The following is a 12,339-nucleotide window of genomic DNA, read 5'->3' on the forward strand; positions in this document are numbered from 1 at the left end:
AAGCGGTGCCCCGCAATCTGCGGGGAACCGCTTTTCATCGTATGTATCGGCAAAAAGTAGTATTGTAGGTACTGAAAAAGTGGTAAAATGGGATAAAGTGACAGGTTGAGATTGAGGAAAAGAAATGATAAATAGACGCAAACGAGGATTATTGATCATCAGTATCATCATCTTGGTATCATTGCTTGTGATTCTGTGTGGATCTCTGTTCTATGACAACATTCGCAACAAGGAAAGGACAAAATCCGCCGGAAAGGATGAAAACCAGGTTGAGATTGAACTGGTTTATGCCTATCAGAATGCACAGTGGAATTCAGCCATTGAGGCGACAGTGCGAAATTTTGAGAAAAAGTATCCGAATATCAAGGTTAACTATGAAGTAAACTATGAGGACAAGGTTTATGAGGATATCCTGATCAAAAAAATTGCGCGGAATGAACTGGGAGACATTGTGCAGCTGAAGACGCCGGAGTCTTATGCTAACAGTGATACATTGGGAGAAATCTCAGATGAGGTGAAAAATCTGGTTACGTATACCTATGATGTAGGCGGAAAAACTTACGGAGTAGGTGCGGTGGAATCTACCTCCGGAATTATTTATAACAAAGAAATTTTTGAACGATGTGGTCTGAGTGTTCCGCAGACGTATCAGGACTTTTTGAATATCTGTAAAACACTGAAAAGCAAGGGGATTACTCCCATTGGTGTGGGCGGCAGTGATCTGTGGCATATGGAATATTGGGTAAATCATTTCTTTCGTACGGATGTGCTGTCAAAGAATCCGGACTGGATCAGACAGTGCTCGGAGGGAGTGGTTTCCTGGACAGATGCGGAAGCGATACAGATGCTTGCTGATCTGAAAAATCTGTTTGATGCGGGATATGTCAACGATGACTGGCAGACGACAAGAGATGGAAATCTGCCATATAAAATGGCGGAGGGAGAAATCGCCATGATGTATACCGGTCCATGGACTTCTTTTGCCATTCAGAAATTGAATCCTTCCATGGAATTAGGCTGGTTTTATGTGCCGGATGTAAAAGGTGTGACCTATGCCGGTGATAATCTGGATACGTTCTGGTCTGTGACAAAGGAATGTGAGGAAGATCCGGATAAGTATGATGCAGCAATGACATTTCTGAAATATTTTTATTCCGAGCAGAATTATACACTGACCTGTGAGGCAATCTGTAGTTTTCCCTTGACAAAAGAATGGATTGCTACTGCCGGAGTTCCTTTTCAGGAAGAAACGGAGCGTGCGTTCCGAAGTAGTGACAAGCAGATTGCAACCTATATTGGTAATGAAGATACACCGGTAGATTTTGAAAAAGGCATGTTGCTTCTGTTACGCAGTGAATGGAACGGTGAAGTGTCCGTAACTGATACGGCACAGCACATCCAGCAGCTGTGGAACTCCTGTGAGGCCAGTCAGGAGGCGAATCAATGAGAAGAAGGATAACGGATACGACCTTTGGAAAAATGACGGTGGCATACCTGTTATTTGGTGTGATTCCATTGTTCCTGATCAGTCTGCTGTTTTTTTCCAGATTTACAGATAATATCAGGGAAACCATGATTCGAAATTATGCACAGATCAACGGATATTTTGCCAGAAATGTGCAAGATATTATGGAATCTGCAGACGCAGCCATGGCGGAACTGTATAATTATGAGACGGATGATGGGGAAAGTCTTGCAGCCGTGTTGAAAAACAGTAATCTCACAGACGGGGAACGTTCTTTAGAAGTGGATGAAGCTTTAAAAGAAGTAATGGCCAAGAGTAAACATATTGCATCTACCCGTTTTGTTGATATCAATGGTAAAATATACAGTGTATATTATAATCAGGAAAAAACATTACGAAATGACGCACAATATTATACGCAGATGAGAATTATCGCACAGGATGAGATGCGCGATTTATGTGTACTCAGGACAACGGAAGAAAGTAATATCTGTATCAACTCGGATGATTTCATCTTTGTACTTGTGCGCAATTATATGGATACTACCTCCATAAACCGTGCATATAACACCCCGCTTGGCACATTGTTCGTGGATATCAATGTGAATGTGCTGGAGAATCTGGTGGATAAGATTGGTCTGGAAAAGGGAAGTCTTTATATATGTAATCCAAAAGAAAAACATTATGTATACAGCCAGGACCGAAAGGATTATCTGGATGGCAGAAATCCGTTGGGAGAAAAGGTGATGGCTCAGCTGAAAGGATCGGAGGGTTATGAAAAGATTGATGGAAACTGGATTTTTTATGCAAGAATCATGGATACGGATGAGTATGCGGTACTGAAATTGAACGATGCGGAAGCTATGGGATATTATTTCAGCAACCGTACCATGATGGCAGTTATTTTACTGTTTTCCTGTATCTTCCTGGTTCTTTTATATATTATATTTTCAAAGAGGATGAGTGAACCTGTCCAAAAAGTGCAGGAGGCCATGAAGCAGGTGGAGAGCGGCCGGATGGATGTTCATCTGGAAATCAATACCCATGATGAGATGGAGATTATTGCGGACGGATTCAACAAGATGGTAGAACGTCTGAATGATTATATCAATCAGGTATATGTAGCAAGAATCTGTCAGAAAGATGCAGAACTGAATGCTTTGAAGATGCAGATCCAGCCACACTATCTATATAATACGCTGGATGTGATCCGTATGACAGCACTGGAGAAAAATGATGAAAAGACAGCAGAATTGCTGGAATGTCTCGCACATCAGCTTCGGTATGTGATGGGAGAACATACCGACTGTATCGTGCTGCGGGATGAATTGCAGGCACTGCGGGAATATTTCGTTATTATGAAAGTCCGTTATGAAGGAAGGATTCGGCTAAGCATCCAGGTGTCTGATGAAGATGCACAGCTGTATATTCCAAAGCTGCTGCTTCAACCGGTGGTAGAGAATGCGATCCGTCATGGTTTGCGGGAGAAAAAAGGAGAAGGTACGGTTGCTATCCGTGTGGAACGAAAAGAAGATTATCTGGAGATTGTCGTGATGGATGACGGTGTCGGCATGGAGGAGGATCAGGTCCGAATTATGCAGGAGACACTGGATAATCCGGAAATTGGAAAAACAGATGCGAATGGTCGCCTGAGTGTTGGAATGAAAAATGTTTATGACAGAATAAAGCTGAATTGCGGCAAAGAATATGGTTTCGGTATCGAGAGTTTCCAGGGCGTGGGAACGATCGTGACCTATCGTTTGCCGATCTGGGAGGAACCTGAAAATGTGGAAAGCAGTGATCGCGGATGACGAGGGAGTTATTTTACAGGGGTTAAAGAAACTGGTAGACTGGACAAATAAGGATGTCCTTCTTGTGGGGGAAGCACGGGATGGACAACAGTTGAAAGAAGTAATGGAAGAAACTGATCCTGATATTGTAATCACCGATATTATGATGCCTTATCGAACGGGACTTGATATACTTCGGTGGTGCAATGAAGCGGATATGCATGCAAAGTTTATTTTTATCAGTGGATATCAGGAATTTACCTATGCAAAAGAAGCCCTGCAGAGCGGAGCCGTTGATTATCTGTTGAAACCTGTAGCGCGCAAGGATCTGGAGGATGCGGTGCGCAAGGCAATTCAAAAACTGGAAGAACAGAATACCATTGAAATCTTCAAAGAAGAAGATGATGAGATGTATCAGCTATTCCGGGAAATTAATGATGGACAGGGATTTGAAAATGATGAATTGTATCAGTTGTTTGATGCAGAAGAAATCGATTTTGAAGGTCATTTTTTTGTGGGAATCTGTGTGGGCATCCGGCCGGATCTGGCAGCTGATATGATAAAGGATTCTTTTGAACGGTTCAATCTGCTTCGTTTTTCTATTTACAATCAGATTGCACAAAAGCTGCGTGGCAAAGCTTTTGTCCTGCGCAAAGACGACTGTGCACTGCATCTTATGGGAGTGTTCCCCTGTGGAGAGGAAGATACTTTCGTGGAAACCTACGTCATGCCCGTGGTACAGCAGGTGTCAGCGCAGGTACATACAGAGTTATCAGTCGGGATCGGTATGTATTCTACCGATGCAAAGCAACTGAAAAATGCATACAAAACGGCAAAGTTTGCTTTTGAACTGTATTATTTTGAGGAAAAACACCTGATTGATTTCAGAGATATCCATAAAGATTACACCGTATCCTTTGAAGACTATGCAAAGAGTGTGGATGAGGCTTACCATGCAATCATTGCACATGATGAATCTTATCTGGAAAAAATTGACAAGATTATGGATAAGGTAGAAGCAATTCATTATGGAAATAAAAATGCGGCACTCTCCAGGGTGTTGTATTTTGTAGCTGAAATTGGTACGAAATTATTCCAGTATCAGCTCATCGAAGGTGATTATAATGAGATGCAGGAGAAACTGCAGAAAGACACAGAATCACGAAAGACTTTCCGGGCGTTGCGGGAATGTATACGGAACTACTATTAGAATCTCTGGATTTTATTGGATAACAATGGAAAGTCTAAGGATAAAGTGATGATCGAACAGGTCAAAAATTATATCAAAGCACATTATGCAGAGGATATGTCCATTAAGGAACTGGCGGATGTAGCCTGTGTCAGTCAGAATTATTTCAGTGCATTGTTTAAAAAGGAAACCGGACAGAATTATAAAGCATATCTGACATCTATCCGTATGGAAGAGGCTATCAAACTGCTCCGGATCACGGATCTCAAAACCTATGAGATTGGAGAAAAGGTTGGTTATAATAATGTTCGTCGTTTTGTAGATGCATTTAAACAGATTTATAATGTGAGCCCGATGGAGTATAGAAAAAGTTTAATATAGTTTCCGGCAGGATTGCAGAGAAGCATATTTGATAAAAAAGATTTATCAATGGCCTATAGAATAAATGGGTATTGATAAATCTTTTTGTTTAAGAATGATTTGTTATTATTCGTCTTGCAGAAGTGAGCGTATTAACTCAGAATGAAAAAATTATCTCAGTCGAGAGGACTCCCACTTCTGCAAGGTGAGTAATAACAAGTCTTTCTCAGTGGGAGTACAATCTCCGACTGAGATAAACGCTCCGCGAGGATGTGCAGTGATTCTGAGAAGAATATGTCAGCTTTCGCTGACCAGAATCACGCACCAAGTCTCACGTGCGTTCGACTTGAATTTGATTCCCAGCGGCCGGAGGCTCCGCAGGGAAGTACAAGTCCGTTGGAAGATACAGGAAGTCCGATTTCATCTGCAGTTACGATGCCGTCATATTTTTTCATAACAGTACCAAGCATGTAAGCCAGCACTGCAGGCTGAAGGCCTGTTGTATAGGAGTTGATCAGGAAAAACAGTGGATCATCAGAAAGGATCTGTGTACACAGTTTTACTAACGGGTATACGGATTCTTCAATTTTCCAGATTTCTCCTTTCGGTCCTCTTCCGTAGGATGGCGGGTCCATGATAATGGCATCATAGTGATTGCCACGACGGATTTCACGCTCTACGAATTTTACGCAGTCATCTACCAGCCAGCGGATCGGCTTGTCACTGAGTCCGGAAGATGCAGCATTTTCTTTTGCCCACTGAACCATTCCTTTGGAAGCATCCACATGTGTGACCTGTGCGCCGGCAGCTGCAGCGGCAAGGGTTGCACCACCGGTATAGGCAAACAGGTTTAATACTTTGATTGGTCGGCCAGCTTTGCGGATCTTGTCACCGAACCAGTCCCAGTTCGCAGCCTGCTCCGGAAATAATCCGGTATGCTTGAAGCTAAATGGTTTTAAGTTGAAGGTCAGATCATTATAATGAATGGTCCACTGTTCCGGCAGATCAAAAAATTCCCATTCTCCGCCGCCTTTTTTACTTCTGTGATAATGTGCATTGTGTTTGCGCCATCCTTTTTCTGTTTTCGGTGTATCCCAGATTACCTGCGGGTCCGGACGGACCAGGAGATACGTCCCCCATCTCTCCAGCTTTTCGCCCTGAGAACAATCAATAACCTGATAATCTTTCCAGTTTTTTGCTATCCACATTGTCTATTTTCCTCTACTTTCGCATGATATGAATTCTGTTTCTACCTATTATAATGTTATACTTGTGCGCTTTGTGCAAACGATGCGCATTCGCACGAAAAGAAATTATTGTTTTGCAAGGGTGCTCGGCGCGAACAAGAAAGCTGTGCCATTGATAATTTTAAACGTGTATGTGTGTGATAGCACACTTTCTTTTATAACGGTATGTCTCTATGATTATAGATGCTTCCTGGTCTTTCGTCAAGAAACTATAAATGAGAATAGCGCTTAACATATTTAGTAATCACTTGCTTTGCTGCAGAATAAACATTTCTCAGGTTCAAGTGCCTAGAACACTAAGCGTGGATAAGAGGGGTGCTTATGTCAGCGGGAGAAGAATAGTATGGCGGCGAAGGAGAGAAACATGCGACACAGACGGTAGGATAATTTTCGTCGGTGGAGCGAGCATAGCCCGCCTCCGGGAGTGTGTCTGAGCCGATAGCTGGTTTTGCTGGAGGCGAGTTCGCGGGAGGAGGCGGAGATAAGCGGCGTAGCGGAAACAGAAAATTGTCCGTGTCTGGTCGCATGTTTCTCTCCTTGCCGCCTATATAACAAACTTTCCGTCATCAAAACACTTGAAAAAGTCCAAAAATCCAATGTATTTATAAAAGTACAAGAAAAACACGAATATTTTGAAAAAAAATGAAAAAACTACTTGCAATTCCGAAAAAAATCTCTTATACTAACAACTGCTGTGACATGATAGCAATGAAGCGCGAGGTTGCTGCCCGAGTGGCAGGTTTTCCGTGGAGCGAATGTCAAGTTAGGAAACTGACGACAAGTCACTGTACTGAAACTGAAGACCATGAAATGGTTGAAAACAACGTGTGTGAGATTGAATGATACACACGGGAGAGTGTACAGTCACCGCTTGTCGTACTAATCAAAAGTGCGAAAAGGAGGCGACTTTTTTTATGGCAAGTCAAGTAATGAGAATCATTCTCAAGGCTTATGACCACGAGATGGTGGATGCATCAGCAAAGAAAATTATCGAAACTGTAAAGAAAAACGGATCACAGGTGAGCGGACCGGTACCACTTCCTACTAAGAAAGAGGTTGTAACAATCTTAAGAGCGGTTCACAAATACAAAGATTCCAGAGAGCAGTTCGAGCAGAGAACACACAAAAGACTGATCGACATTGTAGCACCAACACAGAAAACTGTTGATGCACTGTCAAGATTAGAGATGCCGGCTGGTGTCAGCATCGACATCAAGATGAAAAACAAATAATTCATCTGATGAAAAGCCTTCCTTATATAATAGGAAGCAATATGATTAAGGTAAAATCCTGAAGGGTTATATATAGAAGCAGCATTCTTCGAATCCGTTTTAACCCACGTTGCAAAACAACAATGGATTCAATGTTCCACTTATATATCACTGTTCTAGGATGAGCGCATAAAGCGCTCCGCTGTAGAGTAAACAGGAGGTAAATGAGATGAAGAAAGCTATTTTAGCTACAAAAGTCGGAATGACTCAAATCTTCAACGCAGACGGAGTTTTAGTTCCGGTTACTGTATTACAGGCTGGTCCGTGCTACGTTACACAGATCAAAACTGTTGATAACGATGGATACAGCGCTGTACAGGTTGGTTTCGTTGACAAAAAAGAGAAAGTTGTTAACAAAGATGCCAACGGTAAAAAAGAAATCAGAAACAGACATGGTGTAAACAAAGCAGAGAAAGGTCACTTTGACAAAGCAGGCGTATCCGGTAAGAGATTCGTTCGCGAGTTCAAATTTGACAATGCTGAGGAATACAACCTTGCAGATGTAATTAAAGCTGATATCTTCGCAGAAGGCGACAAGATCGATGCAACAGCAATTTCCAAAGGTAAAGGTTTCCAGGGCGCAATTAAGAGATTTGGCCAGCACAGAGGACCTATGGCTCATGGTTCTAAATTCCATCGTCATCAGGGTTCCAACGGCGCTTGTTCTTCTCCGAGTAAAGTATTCAAAGGAAAAGGAATGCCGGGACACATGGGTAGCGTAAAGGTTACAGTTCAGAACCTTGAAGTTGTTCGTGTAGATGCTGAGAACAATTTACTTTTAGTGAAAGGTTCCGTACCAGGACCTAAGAAATCTTTAGTAACAATCAAGGAAACAGTAAAAGCTTAAGTTTTACTTGATTAGGAAAGGAGGACACACAGATGGCTAACGTATCTGTTTATAATATGGAAGGCAACGAAGTGGGCTCCATGGAACTGAATGACGCAGTTTTCGGTGTAGAAGTTAACGAGCATTTAGTACACATGGCAGTTGTACAGCAGCTTGCAAATAATCGTCAGGGAACTCAGAAAGCAAAAACACGTTCTGAAGTTAGCGGCGGTGGAAGAAAACCTTGGAGACAGAAAGGAACCGGTCATGCAAGACAGGGTTCAACAAGAGCTCCGCAGTGGACAGGTGGTGGAGTAGTATTCGCTCCGGTACCGAGAGATTACTCTTTCAAGATCAACAAAAAAGAGAAAAGAGCAGCTTTAAAATCCGCTCTGACATCCAGAGTAGAGGCTCAGAAATTTGTTGTTTTAGATGAGTTAAAATTAGAAGCAATCAAAACAAAAGATTTTGTTAAAGTATTAAATAACTTAAACGTTTCCAAAGCACTGGTTGTTATGGGAGACAAAGATGTTGTTATTGAGAAATCCGCAGCAAACGTACCGGATGTTAAAACAACACAGGCTACACTGTTAAATGTATACGATATCCTGAAATATGATACCGTGATCACAACAAAAGCAGCTGTAGAGAAAATCGAGGAGGTATACGCATAATGGCAAACGTACAGTACTACGATGTAATCCTCAAACCGGTTATTACAGAGAAAAGCATGAATATCATGGCTGATAAAAAATATACTTTCCTGGTTCATCCGGAAGCAAACAAAGCTATGATCAAAGAAGCTGTTGAGAAAATGTTCGACGGCGTTAAAGTTGCAAAAGTTAACACAATGAATTGCGAAGGCAAGACAAAAAGACGTGGAATGACTTTTGGTAAAACTGCTAAAACAAAAAAAGCTATCGTTCAGTTAACAGAGGATAGCAAAGATATCGAGATCTTCGCAGGTCTGTAGACCGAAAGCAACTTAGCAGTTGGTTAAGCACAGTAAAGTGCGATAATAAAACACAGTATTGAAAGGAGATTCATTATGGGAATCAAAACATATAACCCATATACACCTTCCAGAAGAAACATGACTGGTTCTGACTTCTCTGAGATCACAAAGAGCACTCCTGAGAAATCCTTACTGGTTTCCTTAAGCAAAAATTCTGGACGTAATAATCAGGGTAAAATCACTGTTAGACACCGCGGAGGCGGAGCTAAGAAAAAATACAGAATCATCGATTTCAAGAGAAATAAAGATGGTATTCCGGCAACTGTTATCGGTATTGAGTACGATCCGAACAGAACAGCTAATATCGCTCTGATCAGCTATGCTGATGGACAGAAAGCATATATCCTTGCACCGGCAGGACTTACAGATGGTATGAAAGTTATGAACGGACCGGAAGCTGAGGTTCGCGTAGGTAACTGCTTACCGCTGGCAAACATCCCAGTTGGTACACAGGTTCACAATATTGAGTTACATCCGGGTAAAGGCGGACAGCTGGTTCGTTCCGCAGGAATGAGCGCACAGCTTATGGCTAAAGAGGGCAAATATGCTACTTTAAGACTTCCGTCCGGAGAGATGAGAATGGTTCCTATTAATTGCCGTGCAACCGTAGGCGTTATCGGAAACGGTGACCACAGCCTGATCAACATCGGTAAAGCAGGACGTAAACGTCACATGGGTATCCGCCCAACTGTACGTGGTTCTGTTATGAACCCGAATGACCATCCACACGGTGGTGGTGAAGGTAAGACAGGTATCGGTCGTCCAGGTCCGTGTACACCTTGGGGCAAACCTGCTCTTGGCTTAAAGACAAGAAAGAAAAACAAACAGTCTAATAAACTTATCGTAAGAAGAAGAGACGGTAAAGCAATCAAATAGGAGGTTTAATATGGCTCGTTCATTAAAAAAAGGACCATTTGCTGATGAAAGCTTACTGAAAAAGATTGATGCTATGAACGCTGCAGGTGACAAACAGGTAATCAAAACCTGGTCCCGCCGTTCCACAATCTTCCCGCAGATGGTTGGACATACAATCGCAGTTCATGATGGAAGAAAACATGTACCTGTATATGTTACAGAAGATATGGTTGGACACAAACTCGGTGAGTTCGTAGCAACCAGAACATACAGAGGACATGGAAAAGACGAAAAGAAATCTAAAGTAAGATAATTTTGGAAGGAGGTTATATCCATGGCAAAAGGACATAGATCCCAAATTAAAAGAGAGAGAAATGCACAGAAAGATACCAGACCTTCAGCAAAATTATCATATGCTAGAATGTCTGTACAGAAAGCTTGCTTCGTACTGGATGCAATCCGTGGCAAAGATGTAAAAACAGCTTTAGCTATCGTAATGTACAATCCGAGATACGCATCAAGTGTTATTGAGAAATTATTAAAATCAGCAATTGCTAATGCTGAGAACAACAACGGAATGAAAGTTGATGACCTTTATGTAGAAGAGTGCTACGCAAATAAAGGACCTACAATGAAGAGAATTCATCCGAGAGCACAGGGTAGAGCTTACAGAATCGAGAAGAGAATGAGCCACATCACAATCGTGCTTAATGAAAGATAGGAGGTAAAACATGGGACAGAAAGTTAATCCTCATGGCTTGAGAGTCGGTGTTATCAAAGACTGGAGTTCTAAATGGTATGCAGAAGGCAATTTTGCAGATCTCTTAGTTGAAGATTACAATATCAGAAAATTTTTAAAGAAAAAATTATACAGCGCAGGAATCGCTAAAATCGAGATCGAGAGAGCTTCTGACCGCGTAAAAGTTATCGTTTACACAGCTAAACCGGGTGTTGTAATCGGTAAAGGCGGAGCTGAAATCGAGAAAGTGAAAAAAGAGCTTCAGAAATATACAGATAAAAAATTAATCGTTGATATCAAAGAAGTTAAGAGACCGGACAAAGACGCTCAGCTCGTTGCAGAGAACATTGCAGCACAGCTTGAGAACCGTGTATCTTTCCGTCGTGCTATGAAATCCTGCATGGGAAGAAGTATGAAAGCCGGCATTAAAGGTATCAAAACATCCGTTTCCGGACGTCTTGGTGGAGCAGATATGGCTCGTACAGAGTTCTACAGCGAAGGTACTATTCCGCTTCAGACACTGAGAGCTGATATCGACTACGGTTTCGCAGAAGCAGATACAACCTACGGTAAAGTAGGCGTTAAAGTATGGATCTACAAAGGTGAAGTACTTCCGAAAAAGGCAGTGGAAGGGAGCGATAAATAATGTTAATGCCAAAAAGAGTTAAAAGACGTAAACAGTTCCGTGGCACAATGGCTGGTAAAGCGTTAAGAGGCAATAAGATTACAAACGGTGAATACGGTATCGTTGCTCTCGAGCCATGCTGGATCAAATCTAACCAGATTGAGGCAGCCCGTGTTGCTATGACACGTTACATCAAACGTGGTGGTAAAGTTTGGATCAAAATTTTCCCGGACAAACCAGTAACAGCTAAACCGGCTGAGACACGTATGGGTTCCGGAAAAGGTGCTTTGGAATATTGGGTAGCTGTAGTTAAACCGGGTCGTGTATTATTCGAGATCTCCGGTGTGTCTGAAGAAATCGCTCGTGAAGCGTTAAGACTTGCAACTCACAAATTACCATGCAAGTGCAAAATCGTTTCCCGTGAAGACTTAGAAGGCGGTGAATAAGAATGAAATCTAGTGAATATTTAAAAGAGTTAAGAACACAGAGCGCTGCTCAGTTACAGGAACAGTTAGTAGCTGCAAAAAAAGAACTTTTCAATCTTAGATTCCAGAACGCAACAAATCAGTTGGACAATACTGGAAGAATTAAAGAAGTTAGAAAAAATATTGCCAGAATTCAGACCGTTATCACTGAGAAAGCGGAGTAATTCCCCTGGCGAGTAACCCATGAAAGGAGAACGCATCGTGGAAGAAAGAAATCTTAGAAAAACACGTGTTGGTAAAGTTGTAAGCGACAAGATGGACAAAACAATCGTTGTAGCTATCCAGGATAATGTAAGACATCCTCTTTACAACAAAATCGTGAAAAAAACTTATAAATTAAAAGCTCATGACGAGAACAATGAATGTGGTATCGGTGATACAGTCAGAGTTATGGAAACAAGACCTTTATCTAAAGATAAAAGATGGAGACTTGTAGAGATTATGGAGAAAGCAAAATAAGAAGGAGGCTGCC

16 protein-coding genes are annotated in these 12,339 nt (G+C 41.8%); 15 read left to right on the forward strand and 1 reads right to left on the reverse strand.

The genetic code is table 11. From position 1 onward, the window contains the following. Positions 1 to 124 precede the first annotated feature (124 nt). From ACIRUQ_RS00180 to ACIRUQ_RS00195, 4 genes are read left to right on the forward strand one after another with little or no spacing between them, the layout of a single operon-like run. Complete coding sequence (locus tag ACIRUQ_RS00180; RefSeq protein WP_055290190.1) at positions 125 to 1,447, forward strand: ABC transporter substrate-binding protein; 1,323 nt, start codon at positions 125 to 127, stop codon at positions 1,445 to 1,447. Continuing rightward, entirely contained in the window at positions 1,444 to 3,276 is a 1,833-nt protein-coding gene (locus tag ACIRUQ_RS00185; protein ID WP_055290189.1) for a sensor histidine kinase, read from the forward strand. The genes ACIRUQ_RS00180 and ACIRUQ_RS00185 overlap by 4 nt, the downstream gene beginning before the upstream one ends. After that, complete coding sequence (locus ACIRUQ_RS00190) at positions 3,251 to 4,465, forward strand: response regulator (RefSeq protein ID WP_055290188.1); 1,215 nt, start codon at positions 3,251 to 3,253, stop codon at positions 4,463 to 4,465. The genes ACIRUQ_RS00185 and ACIRUQ_RS00190 overlap by 26 nt, the downstream gene beginning before the upstream one ends. 48 nt (positions 4,466 to 4,513) lie before the next feature. Further along, complete coding sequence (locus ACIRUQ_RS00195; protein WP_055290187.1) at positions 4,514 to 4,825, forward strand: AraC family transcriptional regulator; 312 nt, start codon at positions 4,514 to 4,516, stop codon at positions 4,823 to 4,825. A gap of 296 nt (positions 4,826 to 5,121) precedes the next feature. Here the strand turns inward: ACIRUQ_RS00195 and ACIRUQ_RS00200 are convergent, their stop codons facing one another. Continuing rightward, entirely contained in the window at positions 5,122 to 6,012 is an 891-nt protein-coding gene (locus ACIRUQ_RS00200) for a class I SAM-dependent methyltransferase (RefSeq protein ID WP_055290186.1), read from the reverse strand. Positions 6,013 to 6,965: 953 nt separating this feature from the next. On the opposite strand from ACIRUQ_RS00200, the gene rpsJ reads away from it, so the two are divergent. The 11 genes from rpsJ to rpsQ all read left to right on the forward strand — a co-directional run bounded on the left by rpsJ (position 6,966) and on the right by rpsQ (position 12,326). Continuing rightward, positions 6,966 to 7,283 carry a 30S ribosomal protein S10 gene (rpsJ, locus tag ACIRUQ_RS00205; protein WP_022035229.1) on the forward strand — a complete coding sequence of 106 codons (318 nt, stop codon included), beginning with the start codon at positions 6,966 to 6,968 and terminating at the stop codon, positions 7,281 to 7,283. Between the two features lie 208 nt (positions 7,284 to 7,491). Next, positions 7,492 to 8,169 carry a 50S ribosomal protein L3 gene (gene rplC / locus ACIRUQ_RS00210; RefSeq protein WP_021739359.1) on the forward strand — a complete coding sequence of 226 codons (678 nt, stop codon included), beginning with the start codon at positions 7,492 to 7,494 and terminating at the stop codon, positions 8,167 to 8,169. 32 nt (positions 8,170 to 8,201) lie between these two features. After that, entirely contained in the window at positions 8,202 to 8,822 is a 621-nt protein-coding gene (gene rplD, locus ACIRUQ_RS00215) for a 50S ribosomal protein L4 (protein ID WP_021739358.1), read from the forward strand. After that, a complete protein-coding gene (gene rplW, locus ACIRUQ_RS00220; protein ID WP_021739357.1) occupies positions 8,822 to 9,121 on the forward strand; it encodes a 50S ribosomal protein L23 in 300 nt (99 codons plus the stop codon). The genes rplD and rplW overlap by 1 nt, the downstream gene beginning before the upstream one ends. A gap of 75 nt (positions 9,122 to 9,196) precedes the next feature. Beyond that, on the forward strand, positions 9,197 to 10,039 hold the full coding sequence (gene rplB / locus ACIRUQ_RS00225) for a 50S ribosomal protein L2 (RefSeq protein WP_022035230.1): 843 nt from the start codon (positions 9,197 to 9,199) through the stop codon (positions 10,037 to 10,039). Positions 10,040 to 10,049: 10 nt separating this feature from the next. Continuing rightward, entirely contained in the window at positions 10,050 to 10,331 is a 282-nt protein-coding gene (gene rpsS / locus ACIRUQ_RS00230) for a 30S ribosomal protein S19 (RefSeq protein WP_021739355.1), read from the forward strand. Between the two features lie 21 nt (positions 10,332 to 10,352). Next, positions 10,353 to 10,739: a 50S ribosomal protein L22 gene (gene rplV, locus ACIRUQ_RS00235; protein WP_021739354.1), complete on the forward strand. Its 387-nt coding sequence runs from the start codon at positions 10,353 to 10,355 to the stop codon at positions 10,737 to 10,739. Between the two features lie 10 nt (positions 10,740 to 10,749). After that, a complete protein-coding gene (gene rpsC / locus ACIRUQ_RS00240; RefSeq protein ID WP_021739353.1) occupies positions 10,750 to 11,403 on the forward strand; it encodes a 30S ribosomal protein S3 in 654 nt (217 codons plus the stop codon). Further along, positions 11,403 to 11,828: a 50S ribosomal protein L16 gene (rplP, locus tag ACIRUQ_RS00245; RefSeq protein ID WP_021739352.1), complete on the forward strand. Its 426-nt coding sequence runs from the start codon at positions 11,403 to 11,405 to the stop codon at positions 11,826 to 11,828. The genes rpsC and rplP overlap by 1 nt, the downstream gene beginning before the upstream one ends. A 2-nt stretch (positions 11,829 to 11,830) precedes the next feature. Beyond that, a complete protein-coding gene (rpmC, locus tag ACIRUQ_RS00250) occupies positions 11,831 to 12,031 on the forward strand; it encodes a 50S ribosomal protein L29 (protein WP_021739351.1) in 201 nt (66 codons plus the stop codon). Positions 12,032 to 12,068: 37 nt separating this feature from the next. Next, positions 12,069 to 12,326: a 30S ribosomal protein S17 gene (gene rpsQ, locus ACIRUQ_RS00255; RefSeq protein ID WP_081695246.1), complete on the forward strand. Its 258-nt coding sequence runs from the start codon at positions 12,069 to 12,071 to the stop codon at positions 12,324 to 12,326. The last annotated feature ends 13 nt before the right edge of the window (positions 12,327 to 12,339 follow it).

Source organism: Eubacterium ramulus (assembly GCF_045002895.1).
Lineage (GTDB): Bacteria > Bacillota > Clostridia > Lachnospirales > Lachnospiraceae > Eubacterium_I > Eubacterium_I ramulus.